Annotated in this window: 18 protein-coding genes; 11 read left to right on the forward strand and 7 right to left on the reverse strand. The window is 70.8% G+C overall.

The window, feature by feature from the left end:
• Positions 1-93 precede the first annotated feature (93 nt).
• Both CSC64_RS01830 and bioA read right to left on the reverse strand, forming a co-directional pair.
• Positions 94-828, reverse strand: a complete 735-nt coding sequence (locus CSC64_RS01830; protein WP_162433624.1) for a 16S rRNA (uracil(1498)-N(3))-methyltransferase — start codon at positions 826-828, stop codon at positions 94-96.
• Complete coding sequence (bioA, locus tag CSC64_RS01835) at positions 819-2,237, reverse strand: adenosylmethionine--8-amino-7-oxononanoate transaminase (RefSeq protein ID WP_162433625.1); 1,419 nt, start codon at positions 2,235-2,237, stop codon at positions 819-821. Before bioA ends, CSC64_RS01830 begins: the two co-directional genes overlap by 10 nt.
• A gap of 47 nt (positions 2,238-2,284) precedes the next feature.
• On the opposite strand from bioA, the gene nudE reads away from it, so the two are divergent.
• The 5 genes from nudE (at position 2,285) to CSC64_RS01860 (ending at position 5,267) form a co-directional block, all read left to right on the forward strand.
• Complete coding sequence (gene nudE, locus CSC64_RS01840; RefSeq protein WP_162433626.1) at positions 2,285-2,830, forward strand: ADP compounds hydrolase NudE; 546 nt, start codon at positions 2,285-2,287, stop codon at positions 2,828-2,830.
• On the forward strand, positions 2,827-3,624 hold the full coding sequence (cysQ, locus tag CSC64_RS01845; protein WP_162433627.1) for a 3'(2'),5'-bisphosphate nucleotidase CysQ: 798 nt from the start codon (positions 2,827-2,829) through the stop codon (positions 3,622-3,624). Before nudE ends, cysQ begins: the two co-directional genes overlap by 4 nt.
• 156 nt (positions 3,625-3,780) lie before the next feature.
• On the forward strand, positions 3,781-4,602 hold the full coding sequence (mazG, locus tag CSC64_RS01850) for a nucleoside triphosphate pyrophosphohydrolase (protein ID WP_162433628.1): 822 nt from the start codon (positions 3,781-3,783) through the stop codon (positions 4,600-4,602).
• A 10-nt stretch (positions 4,603-4,612) separates the two neighbouring features.
• A complete protein-coding gene (locus tag CSC64_RS01855) occupies positions 4,613-4,936 on the forward strand; it encodes a YnfA family protein (protein WP_162433629.1) in 324 nt (107 codons plus the stop codon).
• A gap of 28 nt (positions 4,937-4,964) precedes the next feature.
• Positions 4,965-5,267, forward strand: a complete 303-nt coding sequence (locus CSC64_RS01860) for an Mpo1-like protein (protein WP_162433630.1) — start codon at positions 4,965-4,967, stop codon at positions 5,265-5,267.
• Positions 5,268-5,292: 25 nt separating this feature from the next.
• On the opposite strand, the gene CSC64_RS01865 is transcribed toward CSC64_RS01860, so the two are convergent.
• Genes CSC64_RS01865 through CSC64_RS01875 form a run of 3 tightly spaced genes read right to left on the reverse strand, consistent with a single transcriptional unit; the run spans position 5,293 to position 9,027 of the window.
• On the reverse strand, positions 5,293-5,667 hold the full coding sequence (locus CSC64_RS01865; protein WP_162433631.1) for a DMT family protein: 375 nt from the start codon (positions 5,665-5,667) through the stop codon (positions 5,293-5,295).
• Between the two features lie 43 nt (positions 5,668-5,710).
• Positions 5,711-8,200, reverse strand: coding sequence for an ABC transporter permease (locus CSC64_RS01870; protein ID WP_162433632.1), 2,490 nt, complete (start codon positions 8,198-8,200; stop codon positions 5,711-5,713).
• Positions 8,197-9,027: an ABC transporter ATP-binding protein gene (locus CSC64_RS01875; protein ID WP_162433633.1), complete on the reverse strand. Its 831-nt coding sequence runs from the start codon at positions 9,025-9,027 to the stop codon at positions 8,197-8,199. Before CSC64_RS01875 ends, CSC64_RS01870 begins: the two co-directional genes overlap by 4 nt.
• Before the next feature lie 45 nt (positions 9,028-9,072).
• Between CSC64_RS01875 and CSC64_RS01880 the strand changes: the two genes are divergently transcribed.
• The 6 genes from CSC64_RS01880 (at position 9,073) to CSC64_RS01905 (ending at position 15,643) form a co-directional block, all read left to right on the forward strand.
• Entirely contained in the window at positions 9,073-9,684 is a 612-nt protein-coding gene (locus CSC64_RS01880; RefSeq protein ID WP_238389714.1) for an arylesterase, read from the forward strand.
• 272 nt (positions 9,685-9,956) lie between these two features.
• Positions 9,957-10,676: a response regulator transcription factor gene (locus CSC64_RS01885; RefSeq protein WP_162433635.1), complete on the forward strand. Its 720-nt coding sequence runs from the start codon at positions 9,957-9,959 to the stop codon at positions 10,674-10,676.
• A gap of 113 nt (positions 10,677-10,789) precedes the next feature.
• On the forward strand, positions 10,790-12,079 hold the full coding sequence (locus CSC64_RS01890) for a sensor histidine kinase (RefSeq protein ID WP_162433636.1): 1,290 nt from the start codon (positions 10,790-10,792) through the stop codon (positions 12,077-12,079).
• 83 nt (positions 12,080-12,162) lie between these two features.
• Complete coding sequence (locus CSC64_RS01895; protein ID WP_162433637.1) at positions 12,163-13,695, forward strand: efflux RND transporter periplasmic adaptor subunit; 1,533 nt, start codon at positions 12,163-12,165, stop codon at positions 13,693-13,695.
• Positions 13,692-14,414, forward strand: a complete 723-nt coding sequence (locus tag CSC64_RS01900) for an ABC transporter ATP-binding protein (RefSeq protein ID WP_162433638.1) — start codon at positions 13,692-13,694, stop codon at positions 14,412-14,414. Before CSC64_RS01895 ends, CSC64_RS01900 begins: the two co-directional genes overlap by 4 nt.
• Positions 14,411-15,643, forward strand: a complete 1,233-nt coding sequence (locus tag CSC64_RS01905) for an ABC transporter permease (RefSeq protein WP_162433639.1) — start codon at positions 14,411-14,413, stop codon at positions 15,641-15,643. The genes CSC64_RS01900 and CSC64_RS01905 overlap by 4 nt, the downstream gene beginning before the upstream one ends.
• A gap of 18 nt (positions 15,644-15,661) precedes the next feature.
• Here CSC64_RS01905 and CSC64_RS01910 read toward each other — a convergent pair whose 3' ends face one another.
• Both CSC64_RS01910 and CSC64_RS01915 read right to left on the reverse strand, forming a co-directional pair.
• Complete coding sequence (locus tag CSC64_RS01910) at positions 15,662-17,248, reverse strand: tetratricopeptide repeat-containing sulfotransferase family protein (RefSeq protein ID WP_162433640.1); 1,587 nt, start codon at positions 17,246-17,248, stop codon at positions 15,662-15,664.
• A gap of 168 nt (positions 17,249-17,416) precedes the next feature.
• The gene (locus CSC64_RS01915) at positions 17,417-20,263 is read right to left on the reverse strand and encodes a TonB-dependent receptor domain-containing protein (RefSeq protein WP_162433641.1); all 2,847 of its coding nucleotides are present in this window, start codon (positions 20,261-20,263) and stop codon (positions 17,417-17,419) included.
• Positions 20,264-20,341 lie beyond the last annotated feature (78 nt).

Below are 20,341 nucleotides of genomic sequence, written 5' to 3' on the forward strand. Positions count from 1 at the left end.
TCGTCATCTCCGGAGCCGCCGCGTTCATCGTGGCCTCCGGACGCCCCGTGGTCGCCCCCTGAAGTGGGCTCCTACAGAAAAGCGGAGTGGCTGCTACAGGTCGCCGAAGCGCGACTGCAGCGCGGCGATCGCCGCCAGGCCGGCGGTTTCGGTGCGCAGCACCCTCGGGCCGAGGCGCAGGCCGCTGAACCCCGCAGCACGCAGGATGTCGCGGTCACGCGGCGACCAGCCGCCTTCGGGGCCGATCGCGATCCAGGCGGTGCCGTCCTCTGGCGCGGCCAGCCCCTGCAGACGGTGCTCGCCCTGCGGATCCAGCAGCAGGCGCAGCCCGCCGCCATGCAGCGCGCGCGCCGCCGCCTCCAGCGCCGCCGGTGCGGCCACTTCCGGGATGCACGCCCGCCCGCACTGCTCGCAGGCCGATTCGACCACGCTGCGCCAGTGCGCCAGGCGCTTCTCCGCGCGTTCGGCGTCCAGCCGCACCTCGGTGCGCTCGCCCGAGACCGGCACGATCGCGGCCACGCCCAGTTCGGTGGCCTTCTGCAGCACCAGGTCCATCTTCTCGCCGCGTGCGATCCCCTGCAGCAGCACGATCCGCAGCGGTGATTCGTTGTCCACCGCCGTGGCCGACAGTATTTCGACCCGCACCTCGCGCTTGTTCGCCACCCGCAGCCGCGCGGCATAGTCGTGGCCGTCGCCGTTGAACAGCACGCAGGGATCGCCCTCGCGCAGGCGCAACACCCGCGCCAGGTGGCTGGCGGCGCGCTCGGGCAGGGCCACTTCGATGCCGGGCCGCAGTGGCAGGTCAACATGGCAACGGGTCAGGCGCATGCAGTGGCCTCCTCGATCGCCGCGGCGGTGGCCGCGGCCAGCAGCTGCAGCTGCGCCTCGTCGACGCAGTACGGCGGCATCCAGTACAGCACGTCGCCCAGCGGGCGCAGCAGCACGCCGCGCTCCAGCGCGGCGCGGTAGGCGCGCAGGCCCACGCGCAGGCCGGGGTCGAAGGGCGTGTCGCGGTTGCCGCCGCGGGCCAGTTCGAAGGCCACCACCATGCCAGCCTGGCGGACCTCGGCTACGTGCGGATGCGCGGCCAGCGGGGCGGCCAGCGCCGTCATCCGCGCGGCGGTACCGCGGTTGCGATCGAGCACGCCGTCGGTCTCGAAGATGTCCAGCGAAGCCAGCGCCGCGGCACAGGCCAGCGGGTTGCCGGTGTAGCTGTGCGAATGCAGGAAGGCGCGTTCGCGCGAATCGTCGAGGAAGCCGTCGTACACCGCCTGGGTAGCCAGCACCGCGGCCAGCGGCAGGAAGCCACCGGTCAGGCCCTTGGACAGGCACAGCAGGTCGGGGCTGATGCCGGCCTGCTCGCACGCGAACATCGTGCCGGTGCGGCCGAAGCCGGTGGCGATCTCGTCGGCGACCAGGAACGCGCCATTGGCGTCGCACAGCTCGCGCACCCGGCGCAGGTAGGCCGGGTCGTGCATGCGCATGCCGCCGGCGCATTGCAGCCGCGGCTCCACGATCACCGCGCAGACCTCGCCGGGGTGGCGGTCGAACAGGTCGGCGAGCGCGTCGGCCGCGCGCGCCGCGCACTGCGCCGCACTCTCTCCCGGGCGGGCCAGGTACGCGTCGGGCGAGGGTGCGAACAGTGCTTCGGCCAGCAACGGCGCGTAGATGCGGCGGTACAGCGGGATGTCGCCCACCGCCAGCGCGCCCAGCGTTTCGCCGTGATAACCGTTTTCCAGTGCAACGAACTTCGTCCGCGTGTGCTCGCCGCGGTTGCGGAACCAGTGGAACGCCATCTTCAGCGCCACCTCGACCCCGGCCGAGCCGTTGTCGGCGTAGAACACCTTCGCCAGCGGAGCGCGCCCGGCCTGGCGCGGGGCGATGGCCAGCAGGCGTTCGGCCAGTTCCACCGCGGGCGCATGCGAGAAGCCGGCCAGGATCACCTGTTCCAGGGTGCCGGCCTGGCGGGCGATGGCCGCGGCGATGCGCGGTTCGGCGTGGCCGTGCAGGTTGGTCCACCAGCTGCTGATGCCATCGAGGTAGCGGCGTCCGTCGCGGCCCACCAGCCAGGCGCCTTCGCCGCGCTCGACCGGCACCAGCGGCATCACGCCGGGGTGTTCGCGCATCTGCGTGCACGGATGCCACAGCACCGCCAGGTCGCGCTCGCGCCAGCGCGCCGCGGCCTGCGCGGCGGCCGGGTCTGCTAGCATTCGTGGCTCATGAGTACGTCCGTGCATCCCGCCATGATATCGGCCGCACCGCGGCCGCGCCGCGGGAGCCCCCGATGAGTCGCCGCCTTCCCGTGATCCACGGCACCAGCGCGCAGGATGCCGGGCCCTATCGGCTGGAACAGCTGGACCTGGAGTTCGCCAACGGCGAACGCCGCCGTTTCGAGCGCATGGTCAGCCGCGGCCACGGCGCAGTGGTGGTGGTGCCGATGCTCGACGACGAAACGGTGCTGCTGGTGCGCGAGTACGCCGCCGGCATGCACCGCTACGAACTGGGCCTGGTCAAGGGCCGGATCGACGCCGGCGAGACCCCGGAACAGGCCGCCGACCGCGAACTGAAGGAAGAGGCCGGCTACGGCGCGCGCCGCATCGACGTGCTGCGCGGGCTGACCCTGGCGCCGACCTACATGAGCCACGTGTCCTGGCTGGTGCTGGCACGCGACCTGTATCCCGAGAAGCTGCCCGGCGACGAGCCGGAGGAGCTCGAAGTCATTCCCTGGAAAATGCAGGAACTGGAAAAGCTGATGCTTCGCGACGATTTCTCCGAGGGCCGCTCGCTGGCGGCGCTGTTCATCGCCCGCGCCTGGCTGGCCGGGCAGTGATCAAGGTCAACGCCGACCTGCGTGAAACGGTCATTGCCATCGCCCGCCAGGCCGGCGCGGCGATCATGGAGGTCTACGCCGGCAGCTTCGACGTCACCCACAAGGACGACGCCAGCCCGCTCACCGCCGCCGACCTGGCCGCGCACCGGATCATCGTGGAAGGCCTGGAGCGGCTGACCCCGGAGCTGCCGGTGCTGTCGGAGGAATCGGCCGGCGTGCCCTGGGAAACGCGGCGGCACTGGTCCACCTACTGGCTGGTCGACCCGCTCGACGGCCCCCGCGAATTCGTCAAGCGCAACGGCGAGTTCAGCGTGAACATCGCCCTGGTCCACCTCGGCGCGCCGGCGATGGGCGTGGTCCAGGCGCCGGTCGGCGGCCAGGTCTGGCACGCGGTCCGCGGCGAACTGGCCTACCGCCGCGACGGCCACCGCGACACCCCGCTGCGCACGCGCGCCCCGGCCACCGCGCCGCTGAAGGTGGCCGCCAGCCGCTCGCATCGCGACGCGCGCACCCAGGCGGTGCTGGACCGGATGGGCCCGATCGAGGAACTGGCGCTGGGTTCGTCGCTGAAGTTCTGCCGCATCGCCGAGGGCGGGATGGACGTGTACCCGCGCTTCGGCCCGACCTCCGAATGGGACACCGCCGCGGGCCAGTGCGTGCTGCAGTCGGCCGGCGGCGCGCTGCTGGCCGCCGACACCGGCAAGCCGTTCCGCTACAACCGCCGAGAGTCGCTGCTCAATGGCGACTTCATGGCCCTCGGTGACCCGGACCTGCCCTGGCGCGACTGGCTCTGACGCCTCACGCCTGTTGTCCCGTAGGCGACGGCGCATCTGTAGGAGCGGGCATGACAGCGACACGGGCGTCGGTACAGGCGACGGCGTCGTGGTTCCGATGCCGGGTCGCGGTCATGCCCGCTCCTACAATGGGTGCCGGCACGCTAGAGTCCGTGCATGGATGACACCACCCGCCCCATCGACCGCCTGCTCGAGATCATGGCCCGCCTGCGCGACCCGCAGGGCGGTTGCCCATGGGACCTGGAGCAGGATTTCTCGACCATTGCCCCGTACACCATCGAGGAAGCCTACGAGGTCGCCGACGCGATCGACCGCGGCGACCTCGATGCGCTGAAGGACGAACTGGGCGACCTGCTGCTGCAGGTCGTGTTCCACGCGCAGATGGCGCGCGAGCAGGACGCCTTCGCCTTCGACGACGTCGCCGCCGCGATCTCCGACAAGATGGTGCGCCGCCACCCGCACGTGTTCGGCGATGCCCGCTTCGCCGATGCCGAAGCGCAGACCCTCAACTGGGAAGCGATCAAGCGCGCCGAGCGCACCGCCGCCGGCGAAGACGACCATTCGGCGCTGGCCGGCATCTCGCGCGGCCTGCCCGAATGGCAGCGCGCGGTGAAGCTGCAGGCACGCGCCGCGCGCACCGGCTTCGACTGGCCCGGGCCGGAGCCGGTGATCGCCAAGCTGCGCGAGGAGATCGAGGAAGTCCGCGCCGAGTTCGCCCATGGTGACGTCGAGGACAACCGCGAACGCCTGCAGGACGAGATCGGCGACCTGTTGTTCGTCGCCGCCAACCTGGCCCGGCACGCGAAGGTCGACGTCGGCGCCGCGCTGCGCCACGCCAACCACAAGTTCGAGCGCCGCTTCAGGGCGATGGAGACGCTGGCCGAAGCGGCAGGCACGCCGCTGCCGACGCTCACCCTCGAGCAGCAGGAAGCGTTCTGGGACGGCGCCAAGCGGCTCGAACGCGGCCAGTCCGGCTGACCGCACCACCGTGCTCACCGTCCTGCTGTTCCTGCTCACCGCGCTGGCCGAGATCGTCGGCTGCTGGCTGGTGTGGTCGTGGCTGCGCAACGGCGGCAGCGCCTGGCTGCTGTTGCCGGCCGCCGCCAGCCTGGCCCTGTTCGCCTGGCTGCTGACCCTGCACCCCACTGCCACCGGCCGCGTGTACGCGGCCTACGGCGGGGTCTACGTCAGCCTGGCGATCTTCTGGCTGTGGTCGGTGGACGGCGTGCGCCCGACCCGCTGGGACCTGCTGGGCGCGGCGTTGTGCCTGGCCGGCATGGCGGTCATCATGTTCGCACCGCGCAACGCGTAGTGCCGCAACGGTCCCTGGGAGGGGTGCGATGGCCCGTTTCGCCAGTTTCCGCGAGTTCTACCCGTACTACCTGTCCGAGCACGGCAACCGCACCTCGCGCCGGCTGCATTTCCTCGGCAGCTGGGGCGTACTGGTGCTGCTCGCCGTGGCCATCGCCACGCGCAACCCCTGGTGGCTGCTGGCCGCGCTGGTCTGCGGCTATGGCTTCGCCTGGGTCGGGCATTTCTTCTTCGAGAAGAACCGGCCGGCGACCTTCCGCCATCCGTTCTATTCCTTCGCCGGCGACTGGGTGATGTTCAAGGACATCCTCACCGGGAAGATCCGCTTCTGAGCCGAAGCATCCCGGGCGCGCGGGCTCACTGCGCCGCGGCGCCGGGGCCTTCGTAGAACATCAGGAACGCCGCGCCCACGATCAGGGCGAAGGCCGCGTAGTGGTTCCACTTCAGCGGCTGGCCCAGGTACCACGCCGAGAAGCCGGCGAACACGACCAGGGTGATGATCTCCTGGATCGTCTTGAGCTGGACCACCGAGTAGACCGCACTGCCCATGCGGTTGGCCGGCACCATCAGCATGTATTCGAAGAAGGCGATGCCCCAGCTGACCAGGATCACGGCCAGCAGCGGCGCGTGCTTGTACTTCAGGTGCCCGTACCAGGCGAAGGTCATGAACACGTTGCTGCCCAGCAGCAACAGGACCGGGACGACGAAGGCGTGCGGCGGCAGGGCAGGCATGGGCATCACGGCACAGTGGGGACGCCGCATTGTAGGAGCCCGCTCAACCCTCGCGCAGCGCCAGCACCGGAGGCGTACGCAGGATCCGCCGGGTGCCAGTCCAGCCGGCGAGCAGGCTCAGCAGCACGCCGCCGGCGCCGCCGGCCAGCAGCGAAGGCCAGGGCGGCGACAGCGCCAGCTCGAACAGCTGCCGCGACACCACCGTGCCGATCCCCGCCGCCGCGCCCACCGCCAGCACCGCGGCCAGCAGGCCCAGCGCGCCGAATTCCCCCAGCACCGCCCCGCGCAGCTGGCCGTGGCGCGCGCCCAGCGTGCGCAGCACCGCGCTGTCGTAGCGGCGTTCGCCGGCGGTGGCCTGCAGCGCCGCCAGCAGCACCAGCACGCCGGCGGCCAGGCTGAAGCCCATCACCAGCTGCACCGCCTGCGCCACCCGCTCGATCACCTCGCGCACGCGTTGCAGGATCGCGTCGATCTCCAGCACCGACACGTTCGGGAATTCGCGCGCCACAGGCGCCAGCAGCGCGGTGCGCCCGGACGGCAGGTGGAAGCTGGAGATCAGGCTGTAGGGCGCATCGCCGACCGCGCCGGCGTTGAGCAGCAGGAAGAAGTTGACCCGGAACGAATCCCAGTCGGCCTTGCGCACGCTGGTCACGGGGAAGCTGCGGTCTTCCTCGCCCAGGCGCAGGGTCACGGTATCGCCCAGGCCCACGCCGTAGCGCTGCGCCCAGCCGTCTTCCACCGAGGCTTCGGCGGCGGTGCTGCCGGCCTCCCAGAAGCGCCCGGCGACCAGTTCGTTGGCCGCGGGGAAGGTGTGCCGCCAGGAGAAGTTCACCGGGCGGTTGGAGTCGTCGTCGTCGGTGCCGTCGCCGTCGCGTTGCGACCGCCGCGGCGCCTGGCCGTTGATCGCCACCAGCCGCCCGGTGCCGAACGGCTGCAGGTCGGGGTCGGCGACGCCGAGCGCGCGCAACTGCGCTTCCACCGCGCCGGCCTGGTCGCGCTGCACGTTGAGCAGGAAATGGTTCGGCGTGTCCGCCGGCAGCCGCTGGCGCCATTCGCCCAGCAGGCCGGGCCCGATCACCGCCAGCAGCAGCAGCGCGCACAGCGACAGCGACAGCCCGACCAGCTGCACCACGGCCAGCCCGCGGCGCCGGGTCAGCGCGGCAAGCCCCAGCTTCCACGGCCCGCGCAGCCGGCCCTGCAGCCGACGCAGCAGCCACAGCAGGGCCGCGCCCGCGGCCGCGGCAAGCACGGCCAGCGCTGCCAGCCCGCCGAGCACCCACGCGGCCAGGCGCAGGTCGCCGGTGGCGTACACCGCCAGCGCCACCGTCGCCGCCAGCGCGGCCAGGTAGGCCAGCGCCGAGGACGGTGGCAACGCGGCGAAGCTGCGGTTGAGCACGCGCATCGGCGGCACTCCGCGCAGGCGCAGCAGCGGCGGCAGGCCGAAGCCGAGCAGCAGGAGCAGGCCGATGCCGGCGCCGCTGAGCACCGGCGTGGCCTGCGGCAGCGGCAGGCGGCCGGGGATCAGCCCGCCCAGCGCTTCCACCAGCGCCAGTTGCGCGAGCATGCCCAGGCCGATGCCGAGCACGCAGGCCGGGATCGCCAGCAGCAGCAACTGCAGCGCCAGCGCGGCGAGGACGTCGCGCTGGCGTGCGCCCAGGCAGCGCAGTACCGCAACGCTGTCGATCCGGTGCAGGGCGAAGCGGTTGGCCGCCAGCGCGGTGGCAACGCCGGCCAGCAGCACCGCCAGCAGCGCCGAAAGTGCGAGGAAGCGGCCGGCACGGTCGAAGGAATTGCGCAGGCCCTGGCGTGCGTCTTCCAGGGTGACCAGGCGCAGTCCGCCGTCCAGTCGCGGTTGCAGCCAGTCGCGGAAGGCGGCGATGGCGTCCGCGTCGCCGGCGAACATCAGCCGGTAGCCGGCGCGGCTGCCCGGCCCGAGCAGGCCGGCGGCATCGACCTCGTCGCGGTTGACCAGCAGCGGTGGCGCCATCTGCAGCAGTTCGCCGGAGGCGTCGGGTTCGGCCAGCAGCACGCCGGCGATGCGCAGTTCGCCGCTGCCGAACTCGATCGAGTCGCCGATGCCCACGCCCAGCGCCTCGAGCAGGCGCGGATCGGCCCAGGCCGTGCCGGGCGGCGGCGCGCCGGCCGCTTCGCCGTCCAGGCCCGAAGCGCTGCGCGACACGCGCAGTTCGCCGCGCAGCGGATAGCCGGCGTCGACGCCCTTCACCGTGGCCATCTGGCTGGCCTCGCCATGGAACAGCACGCTCGGGAACGCGACCATGCGCGCGCTGCGCAGCCCGCGCGCGGCGGCCTCGGCAGCGAATTCCGGCGGCGGATCCTCGCGGCCGCGCACGCCCAGGTCGCCGCCGACCACCTCGGCCGCGCTGGAGGACAGCGCCAGCAGCACCCGGTCGCCCAGGGTCCCGACCGCGGTCATCGCCGCCACGCCCAGCACCAGCGCGGCGAACACGGTCAGCAGGTCGCCGCCGAGGAATTCGCGGCGCAGCGAACGCGCCGCGTGGCGCAGCGGGTTCATGCCGCGCCTTCCGCCGGCGTCGCATCCGCATGCAGGCGCCCGCCGTCGAGCCGGTACAGGTGCCGGCAGCGCCGCGCCAGCGACAGGTCGTGGGTCACCAGCACCAGGGTGGTGCCGCTGCGCCGGTTGAGTTCGAACAGCAGCTCGCTCACGTGCTGGCCGGTGGCCTGGTCGAGGTTGCCGGTGGGCTCGTCGGCGAACAGGATCCGTGGCCTTCCTACGAAGGCGCGAGCCAGGGCCACGCGCTGCTGCTCGCCGCCGGACAGCTGCCGCGGGTAGTGCCGGCGCCGCGGCTCCAGCCCTACCGCCTGCAGCACCTCGCGCACCCGCGCGCGGTCCTCGCTGCCTTCGCGCCCGGCCAGCTCCAGCGGCAGGGCCACGTTCTCCTCGGCGGTGAGCGAAGGCAGCAGGTGGAAGCTCTGGAACACGAAGCCGACCTCGCGCGCGCGCAGCGCGGCGCGCGCCTCCTCGTCCAGCGCATCCAGGCGCTGCCCGGCCAGTTCGATCGTGCCGCGGCTGGGCAGGTCCAGCCCGGCGAGCAGGCCGAGCAGGGTGGTCTTGCCCGAGCCGGAGGCGCCCACGATCGCGACGCTGTCGCCTTCATCCACGGTCAAGTCCACGCCGTCGAGAATCCGGACTTCGCCCTCCGGCCCGGCGACGCTCTTGCCGACGTCGCGCACCGTGATCGCGATGGCCCTGGTGGCTATGCTGGTGCCGGGGGAGGACAGGCTGTCGATGGGAGGCTCCGGATGCTGATGGCGGGTCGTGGTTCGAAGTTGCGTGGCGCGCGGCTGCGCGGGCCACAGCGGCACGCCCCGCAGCCGCATGCCTGGCGGCCGCATGGCCCGGCGCGGTGGTGGGCCTGCTGGCTGTTGCTGGCAGCATCGCTGCTGGCGCCGGCGCTGGCCTGTGCCAGAGGTCCGGCCGGCGCGCCGCAAGGGCCAGTGCTGGTGCTGGGCGACAGCCTCAGCGCCGAGCACAACATACCCGCAGGGTCGGGCTGGGTCAGCCTGCTGGAACGGCGTCTGGCCGAGAAGGCCGCCAGGCCGCCGCAGGTGGTCAACGCCAGCATCAGCGGCGAGACCACCGCCGGCGCACTGGCGCGCCTGCCGGCGCTGCTGCAGAAGCACCGGCCCTCGGTGCTGGTGATCGAGCTGGGCGGCAACGACGCGCTGCGTGGCCTGACCCCGGCCCAGTTGCGCGGCAACCTGGAGCAGATGATCGGGCTGGCCACGGCCGCCGGCGCACGGGTAGTCCTGCTCGGCATCGACGTGCCGCCCAACTACGGCCCGGCCTATCGCGAGCGCCTGCGCCGCACCTATGCCGAGCTGGCGGCCGCGCACGGCGCCGGCCTGGTCCCGTTCTTCCTGGAAGGCGTGGCCCTGCAGCCGGGCCTGATGCAGGGGGACGGCCTGCACCCCACCGCGAAGGCCCAGCCGCGCCTGCTCGAAAACGTCTGGCCAGTACTGGAACCGCTGTTGTAGGAGCCCACTTCAGGGGGCGACCCGACGAGGATGGGAGGCGCGGTGTTCAACGCGACGCGTCCGGACAAGCCGCGTTGAACGAGGCTGCGGCCCAGGCCCCGCGGTCGCCCCCTGAAGTGGGCTCCTACAGGGGGCGCAGGGTGTGCGGGTGGGAACCGCAGGTGAGTACGCGGGTGGGTGGCCCGCGGTCGAGTCGCAGGCGAGTTGCCTTCACGCCCCATCGACCGGGTCTGCGGCAGGCTTCACAAAGCTGAAAACACGGAGCAGGGACAATGCGCCAGGGCAAAGAGACCTCCGGGCTGGTGCTGGTGGTCGAGGACAACCGCAACATCTCCGAGATGATCGGCGAGTACCTGGAGAGCCGCGGTTTCGAAGTCGACTACGCCGCCGACGGCCTCGACGGCTACCGCCTTGCCGCCGAGAACAGCTACGACGCCGTCGTGCTCGACCTGATGCTGCCGCGCCTGGACGGGATCGAGGTCTGTCGTCGCCTGCGCAGCGACGCGCGCAAGTCCACCCCGGTGCTGATGCTCACCGCCCGCGACACCCTGGACGACAAGCTCACCGGCCTCAGCCACGGCGCCGACGACTACCTGACCAAGCCGTTCGCGATCCAGGAACTGGAAGCGCGCCTGCGCGCCCTGATCCGCCGCGAGCGCCGCCAGGTCGGTTCGGAAGTGCTGACCGTGGCCGACCTGGTACTGGACCCGGTGAGCATGCGGGTGACCCGCGGCGACGTCGAACTGCAGCTGTCGCCGATCGGCCTGAAGCTGCTGACCATCCTCATGCGCGAGTCGCCGCGGGTGGTCAGCCGCCAGGAGATCGAGCGCGAGATCTGGGGCAACAGCCTGCCCGACTCGGACACCCTGCGCAGCCACCTGTACAACCTGCGCAAGGTGATGGACAAGCCGTTCGACCGGCCGCTGCTGCACACGGTGCAGAGCGCCGGCTACCGCGTGGCCGACATCGCCCAGCCGGTCGCCGCGAACTGACCCCGGGGAAGGGGGAGGCGGGGCCCGGGACGCAAAACCACGGCCGCGCCCCGATCACGCCGGTTCGATCCGCGCCCGTCCATACTGCGCCTTCCAGAACTTGACGCGCCCCGATGCCCCACGGCCTGCCCAGGAAGATCCGGATCGCCTTCATCGTGCAGATGGTGATGGCGAGCCTGGCGATCCTGGTGGCCTTCTACGTGGTGACCACGCTGTTCAAGTACAGCTTCATCCAGGCCACGCTCAAGGACGAGGCCGCGCACTACTGGCAACTGCACCAGGCCTCGCCGGCGCAGCCGCCACCGAACACCTTCACCCTGCGCGGATACCTGGTCGAGACCGGCTATTCCAACCTCTCGCTGCCGCCGAACCTGCGTCCGCTGGCCCCGGGCTTCCATGACCTGGAGGCCGACGGCCAGCTGGTCTGGGTGGACCGCGGCGAGGACGGCACGCTCTACCTGGCCTACCTGCGCGAGCAGGCCACGCGGGTGGCGCTGTGGTTCGCGGTGCTGCCGGCGATGCTGGCCCTGTTCGCGATCTACGGGGCGACCTGGCTCACCTACAGGGCATCCAAGCGCATGGTCTCGCCGGTGGCCTGGCTGGCGCGGCTGGTGTCGCGCTGGGATCCGCGCCACCCGGACATCGCCGCGCTGGCGCCGGAGCGGCTGCCGGCCGACATGGAGGGCGAGGCACGGCAGCTGGCGCGCGCGCTGCACGCCCTGGGCGGGCGGGTGGAGGCGCAGATCGAGCGCGAGCGCAACTTCACCCGCGACGCCAGCCACGAGCTGCGCACGCCGTTGACCGTCATCCGCGTGGCCAGCGACATGGCCCTGGACGAACCGGGCGTGCCGCCGCGGGTGACCCGCAGCCTGCAGCGGATCCAGCGTTCCGGGCGCGACATGGAGGCGGTGATCGATGCCTTCCTGATCCTGGCCCGCGAATCGGACATCGATCCGCAGAGCGAATGGTTCGACGTGTGCGAAGTGGTCAACGAGGAGGCCGGCAACGCCCGTGCCCTGCTCGGCGACAAGCCGGTGGCGCTGGACGTGCGCTGCCATGCCGCCCCGAAGCTGTACGCACCGCCGCGGGTGATGCACGTGGTGGTCGGCAACCTGCTGCGCAATGCCTGCAGCTACACCGACCGCGGCACGGTCCAGGTGACCGTCGAGAGCGACCGGGTGGTGGTGAGCGACACCGGCATCGGCATGGGTCCCGACGCGCTGGCCCGCGCCTTCGAGCCGTTCTACCGCGCCGCGCCGGAGCGGCCGATGGGGACCGGGCTGGGGCTGTCGATCGTGTCGCGGCTGTGCGAGCGCTTCGGCTGGTCGGTCGCCCTGGACAGCAACCTGGACTCCGGCACCGTGGCCAGCGTGCGCTTCGCGCAGGCCGCCGCCGAGACCTGACCGCGGCGTGGCCGGCGGGCGCTGTCAACCGCGCGCCATCGCGGGCGTTAGAGTGGCAGCCCCCCAAAGTACAAGACGCGCGCATGAGCCGTTCCACCGGTCCCCAGGTTTCCCGCTTCCGCCCCCTGCTGTTGCGCATCGGCGCCGCCGTCACCGTCCTGGCCGTGCTCGGCGCGGGGATCTGGTACTGGCAGAAGCAGCGGGCGGGCAAGGACGAGGGCGCGTTCCGCACCACCGCCGTGGAACGCGGCAGCATCCGGGTCGCGATCTCCTCCACCGGCACCCTCAGCGCCATCTCCACGGTGACCGTGGGCAGCCAGATCTCCGGCCAGGTGCTGGAAGTGCTGGCCGACTTCAACGACGAGGTCCGCCAGGGCCAGGTCCTGGCCCGGATCGACCCGAAGACCTACGAGACCCAGATCGAGCAAGGCAACGCCCAGGTCGCCAGCGCCAGGGCCAGCCTCAACCAGGCCGTGGCCACCCAGCGCAACGCCGAGCTGGACTACCAGCGCAAGGCCGAACTGGTGCAGCGCCAGCTGGTCGCGCGCAGCGACGTCGACCTGGCCAAGGCCGCGCTCGACCAGGCCAACGCCCAGGTCGCGGCGGCCCGTGCCCAGATCGCGCAGCAGACCGCCGCCACCCAGACCACCCGGGTCAACCTCGACCGCACCGTGATCCGCTCGCCGGTCGACGGCGTGGTCCTGACCCGCAGCATCGAGCCCGGCCAGACCGTGGCCGCCAGCCTGCAGGCCCCCGAGCTGTTCACCATCGCCGAGGACCTGTCGAAGATGAAGATCGAACGGGCGGTGGACGAGGCCGACATCGCCCAGGCCCAAGCCGGCCAGCCCGTGCCCTTCCCCGCCGACGCCATCCCTGACCGCCAGTTCCGCGGCGAGGTGCAGCAGGTGCGCCTGTCGGCCACCACCACCAGCAACGTGGTGACCTATCCGGTGGTGGTCAACGTCGACAACGCCGATGGCACCCTGCTGCCGGGCCTGACCGTCAACGCCGAGATCGAGGTCAGCCGCCGCGACGAGATCCTCAAGGTGTCCAACGCCGCGCTGCGCTTCAAGCCGGCCACCGCCGTGACCGGCGGCGGCATCGGCGGACCGCCGGCGCCGGCCGCGCGTCCGGCCGGGCAGCCCGCCGGTGGCGGGCTGGCCGACGACCTGCAGCGCGCCGCCACCGCGCTCAAGCTCGACGCCGCGCAGCAGGAGAAGTTCGACGCGGCGCAGGCCGCGATCCGCCAGCGCCAGGACGCGCGCCGCAACACCAATGCGCAGGGCGGTGGCTTCGGCCCCCCCGGCATGATCGTGATGAGCGGCGGCAACCGCGCCGACATCGAGGCGCAGGTCCGCCAGCGCATGGCCGCGCGGATGAAGGAGGACTTCGCATCTTTCCGCGACAGCCTGGACGATGCGCAGCGCAAGCAGTGGGATACGGCCCTGTCCAACCTGGTCAACGCCCGCCGCACCACCCTGTACCGGCTGGTGGACGGCAAGGCGCAGCCGGTGATGGTGCGGGTCGGCGCCAGCGACGGCAGCACCACCGAGATCTCGGGCGGCGGCATCGCCGAGGGCGACCAGATCATCACCGGCGAGCGGGCCCGCGAATGAACGCCCGGGCCGAAGCGGCGCCCGTCCCGGTGATCGACATCCACGGGATGGGCAAGGTCTACAACGCAGGTTCGGAAGCCGAGGTCCACGCCCTGCGCGGGGTGGACCTGCGGGTGGAGGCAGGCGAGTTCCTGGCGATCATGGGGCCGTCCGGTTCCGGCAAGTCCACGCTGATGAACATGATCGGCTGCCTGGACAAGCCCACCGCCGGCACCTACCTGTGCGACGGCGCGGACGTGTCCCGGCTCGACGCCGAGGAACTGGCCGACCTGCGCCTGCACAAGATCGGCTTCGTGTTCCAGGGCTTCCACCTGCTGCCGCGGCTGAGCGCGCTGGAGAACGTGGCCATGCCGCTGGGCTACGCCCAGGTGCCGCCGGCCGAGCGCAACGAACGCGCGCGCCAGGCGCTGGCCGCGGTCGGGCTGGGCGAACGCACCCAGCACAAGCCCAACGAACTGTCCGGCGGCCAGCAGCAGCGCGTGGCGATCGCCCGGGCGATGATCAACAACCCGCCGATCCTGCTCGCCGACGAACCCACCGGCGCGCTGGACAGCCGCACCGGCGAGGAGATCCTGGCCCTGTTCAAGCGCCTGCGCGATGAAGGCCACACTGTCATCCTGATCACCCACGACGCGCACGTGGCCGCACACGCCGACCGCACCGTGGTGATGCACGACGGCGCGTTGACCGAGCAGACCGATACGGAGGTGGCGGCATGAAGTTCACCGACATCATCCGCACCGCCATCTTCGCCCTGCGCGGCAACTGGATGCGCAGCGCGCTGACCTCGCTGGGCGTGATCATCGGTATTGCGGCGGTGATCGTCATGGTCTCGGTCGGGCAGGGCACCCAGCAGGAGATCGACAAGCTGGTCTCCGGGCTGGGCTCGCAGCGGCTGGACATCAGCCCCGGCGGCGGCCGCGGCCCCGGCGGCGCGCGCCAGGCCGGCAGCAGCTTCTTCACCCTCACCGAGGGCGATGCCGAGGCCATCCGCGAGGAGATCCCGGAAGTGCAGTACGTGGCCGGCATGCTCCGCGGCAGCACCCAGGTGGTGTTCGCCGAGAACAACGCCTCCACCAGCTGGTACGGCGTGCAGCCGGACTACTTCGCGATCAACAGCTGGACCGTGGCCAGCGGCGAAGGCTTCGGCCCCGGCGACTACACCAGCGCCAACAAGGTGGTGATCCTCGGCGAGACGGTGCGCAAGACCCTGTTCGGCGAGGACACCGGCATCGGCCAGACCATCCGCCTGGGCCGGGTGCCGTTCACCGTGGTCGGCACCCTGGCGCCGAAGGGGCAGGGTGGCTTCGGCCAGGACCAGGACGACGTGGTGATGGTGCCGCTGGAGACCGGTCGCCGCCGCCTGCTCGGCGCGATGGGCCTGCCGGCCGGCGCGGTGATGCAGATCGCGCTGACGGTGAGCAACGCCCGCGACCTGGACTACGTGCAGGGCGAGGTCGAGTCGCTGCTGCGCCAGCGCCACCGCATCGGCCCGGGCCAGGACGACGACTTCAACGTGCGCAACATCAGCGAGATCGTCGCCACCCGCACCGCCACCACCAACCTGATGTCCAAGCTGCTCGGCGCGGTGGCCACCATCTGCCTGGTGATCGGCGGCATCGGCATCATGAACATCATGCTGGTCTCGGTGACCGAGCGGATCAAGGAGATCGGCCTGCGCCTGGCCGTCGGCGCCGGGCCGTCCGACGTGCGCCGCCAGTTCCTGGCCGAGGCGATGCTGATCTCGCTGATCGGCGGCGTGATCGGGATCGCGATCGGCGTGGTCGGCGCGCTGCTGGTCGGGCAGTTCAGCGACCTGCCGGTGGCGCTCAACGGCAAAGTCGTCACCTTGGCGGCGGCGTTCTCGGTGGCCACCGGCCTGTTCTTCGGCTACTACCCCGCGCGCAAGGCCTCGCGTCTGGACCCGATCGAGGCGCTACGGCAGTAGGGCCGCAGCGACGGCGGCTCAGTCACAGGCGATGCCGGCTTCCTGCAGCATCTCCCTGAGCGGCTGCAACTGCCGCTCGTAGCGCCGCCAGCGCCCCAGCGCCGAGGTGTACATCGGCGCCCTGACCTGGACCGCGCTGGCGGTAGTGACCGGCGTGGCGTTCTTCTCGAATGCCAGGCAGGCATCGTCCCAGTCGAGCCCGCAGTGGGCGATGACCGCGCGGCTGATCCGCTCCTGCTCCATCACCAGCGCTTCGTACTGGACCTCGAGGATGCGGCCAGGGAAGGCGGCCTTCCAGTGCGCGACCAGCCTGTCGAACAGGATGTAGTAGTGGCCGATGTCGAGCAGGTCGTAGGAATAGTCGAAGTAGGGGGATTCGGGCGCGAACAGCTGGCGGAAGTTGCTCAGGCAGGTGTCCAGCGGGTGCCTGCGCACGCAGATGAGCCTGGCGTTGGGCAGGGCGCAGGCGATGTAACCGAGGTAAAGGAAGTTGTGCGGCAGCTTGTCGGTGAAGAACGGCAGCGCGCCGGTGAAGGCGCGGGTGCTCGAAACATAGTCGTCACCGAGCCTGCGCCAGTCCGGGCCGGCCGCGTTCCCCCGGGCGATGTGGACGGGATTGAACATCTCGAACGACGGCCCGCCCATCACGCGTTTCCACGCGGACGGGAAGTTGTGTAGTTCGCCGGCCGACTGCACCCGCGGATGGCTGGAGACGATGCGGTCCACCAGGGTGGTGCCGGTGCGCGGCATGCCGACGATGAAGATCGGGTCGGTGGCGTCGCTGCCGCGGGTGGTCGTGCTGGAATACGGGTCGGGGAAACCCGCGCCCAGGGCCTCGAACAGGTCGCGTTCCCGCGCCCGCGAATAGCGCAGCAGGTCCCTGGGCGCGCTCTTGCCGGCGACGCAGCGGGCGAATGCGCCCTCGTAGTCGCCGATGTCCTCGAGTTCCTTGGACAGGGCCATGTTGAGGAAGGTGGTCGCGGTGACCTTGCCGGCGGCGCGGTCGGCGGCGGCCGTCAGCCGTGCGATGTGGTTGGACTGCGGGGTCTGCCTGCGCAGCTGGGAAAGCGAGTGGTGCGCCCTCCAGTGGCCCGGGTCCGCGGCGATGCAGGCTTCGAACTCGCGCTCGGCGCCGTCGATGTTGCCGAGGAAGGTCAGCGCGGTCCCCAGGTTGAAGCGCATCGCGGCAACGTCCGGCGCCAGCCGCACGGCGCGGCGGAAGGCATCCGCCGCGCGCTCGTAGGTGTGGCACTGGACGAGAACGACGCCCAGGGTGTCGAAGCCGGTGGCATCGCCCGGGGCGAGCAGGCGCTCGGCGTCGCCTGCCGCTTCCAGCGCGGCGGCGTACTGCTGGGACGCCGCGCAGGCTCGTGCCAGGTACAGGTGGAAGTCGGCGCGCCGCGAATCCAGCGCGATCGCGCGCCGGAAGTGGTCCTGCGCCGGCTGCGTCCTGTGCAGCTCCAGCGCGGCGATGCCGGCGATGAAGTGCAGCTCCGGATCCGGCGCGCCCTGGCCGATGAGGTGGATGGCGTGCGAATGCGCTTCGTGCCACTGGCTGCGCTGCAGTGCGGCGATGGCCTGCTGTTTCCGTGCGCCTGTGTGCATGGCGGGGCTTGGGTCTCGTGGTTCGGATGCCCGGGGCGGCCCGGAATGGCCGCGCGCGGGTCGTCCTGGCGGCGATGAGCATTATGGCGCATGGACCGGCGGGGTGGCCGCAAAAAACTACAGCCCCTTGCGGGGCTGTAGTGTGGAACACAAAGGAAGTCCGATGGATCAGAACTTCTGCTGGTAGCGCGCGTACACGAAGCGACCCATGTCGTGGCCGCCGTAGAACGCGAAGCCGGAGCTCGGCTGGGTGTAGTAGATCGGCGGATCCTTGCCGAACACGTTGTTGGCACCGATCGCGATGCGGGCGTTCCACGGGGCGTTCCAGGCGACCTGCAGGTCGTTGAACGTGACCGAGCCGACTTCGTTCATCGGCACGATCGCGCCCTGGGTCCACGGAGCCTGGTAGTCCGGCAGCGAGCAGTGCTTGCCGTCGCCGAAGCCCATGCACTCTTCCTTCGTGCCCGAGTTGTAACGCATGCCCCAGGTGACCTGGAAGTCGTTCAGGGTCCAGCTCAGGTTGAGGTTGGAGCGCACGCGGAAGCTGCCGCCGAAGCCGTTGGCCGGTGCCGGGATCGCGTCAGCGTCGTTGGTCGACTTGACCTCGTACATGCTGACGTAGGTGGTGGCCCACTTGGCGCCGAACACGCCGTAGGCCGTATCCAGGCTGTAGCTCACGTCCAGGTCGTAACCTTCGGTCTCGGCGTAACCGGCGTTGCGGCTGCCGTACGACAGGTCGGCGACGATGTAGCCCAGGGTGGCGTCACGCGAGAACAGGGCGCAACGGCTCTCGATGAGCGCGACGTAGCAGTCGCTCAGGATGTTGTTCGGGTGGTCGGCGACGACGGTGTTGTCGATCCGGATGTTCCACCAGTCCAGCGCGACGGTCAGGCCCTTGACGTACTCCGGGCTGTACACCACGCCGAAGGTCTTCGACTCGGAGTACTCGGGCTCGAGGAACGGGTTGGAGCCCGCGGTGAACGGCACCGGGGTCTGCTGAGCGGCCGCAGTGGTGGGCACGAAGCCCTGCTGCAGCTGGCGGTAACCGGCGGGCACGTCCTGCAGGCAGCGGGCCGAACCGGCGGCAGCGCCGTAGACCGTGTCGCAGGGGTCGCGGAAGCCGGTGGTGAAGGTGTCCGACGTGCCGCCGTACAGGTCGCCGATGGTCGGGGCGCGGAAGCCCTCGGACCAGGTGCCGCGGACCAGCAGGTCGTCGATCGGACGCCACTTCAGGCCGAACTTGCTGTTGGTGGTGTCACCGAAGGTGTCGAAGTCCGAGTAGCGGGTCGCCAGGCTCAGCGACAGCTCCTTGGCGAAGCTGGCATCGGCCAGGATCGGGATGTTCAACTCGCCGTAGATTTCGTCAACCGAGTACTGGCCGTAGGTCGGGCCCGAAGCGAGGTTGGTCGAGTTGCCCGACTGGGCGATGGCGTCCGGAGTGAAGCCGCCCTCTTCCTTGCGGTGCTCGACGCCGACCGCGAAGCCCAGGTCGCCGGCCGGCAGGGTCCAGAGCGAACCGGCCAGGTTGGCGAAGTAGTTGTTGGTCTTGGTGTTGCCCAGCGCGTGCTCTTCCTTGTACAGGAAGGCCTGCACGGCCGGATCTTCCAGCGAGTTGGCGACCGCGCCGGTGCCGAAGCCCGCAAACGGGTTCCACGGAACGCAGCCGGCGATGACGTTGCCCGGGGTGCCGCAGACGATCTGGCCCTGGGCGTTCTGGAACGACGGGCCCACCGCCAGGCGGACGTTGGGGATGTACAGGTTGCCGTTGTTGATGATCGTCAGATCATTCTCGTTGAACATGTAGCCGGCATCCCAGTCGAAATACCGGTCGCCGATGTCGAACGAGCCTTCCAGGGCCGCGGTGAAGCGCCAGGTGGCCTGGGAGGTGTCGGTGGTACGCGGCACTTCCCAGCCACGACGCCGCCAGTTGACGGCGCTGGCGCCACCGGTCGGGTTGAAGTAGCTGTCGGCGGACATCGGGGCGTTGACCGCGGCGGCCTGCGACTGGGTCGGGTAGCCGGCGATCTGGCGGAACGACTGGCGCTTGGTGTAGGACAGGTCGGTGACGAAGCGGACGTTGTCGGTCAGGTCGTAGTTGGCGCTGGCGAACAGCGAGCGGCGCTCCAGCGGGGTGAGCGCATGCATCTGGTCGGCCGGCACGCTGGTGTCGGCGGCGGTCTGGTTGTGCCAGCCGCCCGGGCCCAGGGCATCGCTGCCGCGGTCGGCAACCTGCCAGGCGCCGGCGGAACCGACGCGCCAGTTGCCCCACTGGCCCACGACCGTGGTGCTGTACTGCGGGTAGCCCGGGTAGCTGTCGGCGCTGTACCAGCGGTCGCGCGCCCAGACGCCTTCTTCCTTGTGGTACTCGGCACCGATGGTGACCGAACCGCGATCGCCGGCGAAGCCGACCAGGAAGTCGTAGGTCTGCTTCTGGCCGTCGCCTTCGCCGTACTGGCCGATGTAGGCATTCGCCTCGGCACCCTCGAAGTTGCGGCGGGTGATGATGTTGATCACGCCGGCCATGGCGTCGGAGCCGTAGATCGAGGAGGCGCCGTCCTTCAGGACGTCGATGCGGTCGACGACGACCGCCGGGATGGTCGACACGTCCTGGAAGCCGTCCGGGCTGATGCCCAGGCGCTTGCCGTTGACCAGGACCAGGGTGCGCTGGGCGCCCAGGTTGCGCAGGTCGATGTACTGGCCGCCGGCTTCCTGGTTGGCGATCAGCGGCGCGGTGCGGCTGAAGGTCGGGCTGCCCGCGGAGGTGATGTTCTGCAGGATGTCGGCGACGGTGTTGAAGCCACCCGCCTGGATGTCTTCGCGGCTGATCGTCACGACCGGCTGCGCGGTCTCGAGGTCCACCTGGCGGATACGCGAGCCGGTGACTTCGATACGGTCGAGGGTGGTGGCGGTACCGCCTTCCTGGGCTTCCTGGGCGAACGCGGCACCGGTGGTGCCCGCACCCGCGATCAGAGCGATGCAAATGGCATCGCGCAACTTATTGGACTTATGGGTCATCGATCTCTCTCCGGAATGGAAATCCTGGCCAGGGCATGGCCCCTTTCAAGGTTTGCCCGCTCCGTCTCCATCCCAGTG

The sequence above is a fragment of the Pseudoxanthomonas koreensis genome, assembly GCF_010093225.1.
Classification (GTDB): Bacteria; Pseudomonadota; Gammaproteobacteria; order Xanthomonadales; family Xanthomonadaceae; genus Pseudoxanthomonas; species Pseudoxanthomonas koreensis.

What these genes read in the sequence shown, in the direction of transcription:
- mazG (WP_162433628.1), top strand. Translation starts at nt 3,781, where the DNA reads ATGGATGACACCACCCGCCCCATCGACCGCCTGCTCGAGATCATGGCC.
- bioA (WP_162433625.1), bottom strand. Translation starts at nt 2,237, where the DNA reads ATGCACGGACGTACTCATGAGCCACGAATGCTAGCAGACCCGGCCGCC.
- CSC64_RS01890 (WP_162433636.1), top strand. Translation starts at nt 10,790, where the DNA reads ATGCCCCACGGCCTGCCCAGGAAGATCCGGATCGCCTTCATCGTGCAG.
- CSC64_RS01885 (WP_162433635.1), top strand. Translation starts at nt 9,957, where the DNA reads ATGCGCCAGGGCAAAGAGACCTCCGGGCTGGTGCTGGTGGTCGAGGAC.
- CSC64_RS01915 (WP_162433641.1), bottom strand. Translation starts at nt 20,263, where the DNA reads ATGACCCATAAGTCCAATAAGTTGCGCGATGCCATTTGCATCGCTCTG.
- CSC64_RS01865 (WP_162433631.1), bottom strand. Translation starts at nt 5,667, where the DNA reads ATGCCTGCCCTGCCGCCGCACGCCTTCGTCGTCCCGGTCCTGTTGCTG.
- CSC64_RS01870 (WP_162433632.1), bottom strand. Translation starts at nt 8,200, where the DNA reads ATGAACCCGCTGCGCCACGCGGCGCGTTCGCTGCGCCGCGAATTCCTC.
- CSC64_RS01895 (WP_162433637.1), top strand. Translation starts at nt 12,163, where the DNA reads ATGAGCCGTTCCACCGGTCCCCAGGTTTCCCGCTTCCGCCCCCTGCTG.
- CSC64_RS01860 (WP_162433630.1), top strand. Translation starts at nt 4,965, where the DNA reads ATGGCCCGTTTCGCCAGTTTCCGCGAGTTCTACCCGTACTACCTGTCC.
- CSC64_RS01830 (WP_162433624.1), bottom strand. Translation starts at nt 828, where the DNA reads ATGCGCCTGACCCGTTGCCATGTTGACCTGCCACTGCGGCCCGGCATC.
- CSC64_RS01910 (WP_162433640.1), bottom strand. Translation starts at nt 17,248, where the DNA reads ATGCACACAGGCGCACGGAAACAGCAGGCCATCGCCGCACTGCAGCGC.
- CSC64_RS01905 (WP_162433639.1), top strand. Translation starts at nt 14,411, where the DNA reads ATGAAGTTCACCGACATCATCCGCACCGCCATCTTCGCCCTGCGCGGC.
- CSC64_RS01875 (WP_162433633.1), bottom strand. Translation starts at nt 9,027, where the DNA reads ATGCGGCTGCGGGGCGTGCCGCTGTGGCCCGCGCAGCCGCGCGCCACG.
- CSC64_RS01900 (WP_162433638.1), top strand. Translation starts at nt 13,692, where the DNA reads ATGAACGCCCGGGCCGAAGCGGCGCCCGTCCCGGTGATCGACATCCAC.
- nudE (WP_162433626.1), top strand. Translation starts at nt 2,285, where the DNA reads ATGAGTCGCCGCCTTCCCGTGATCCACGGCACCAGCGCGCAGGATGCC.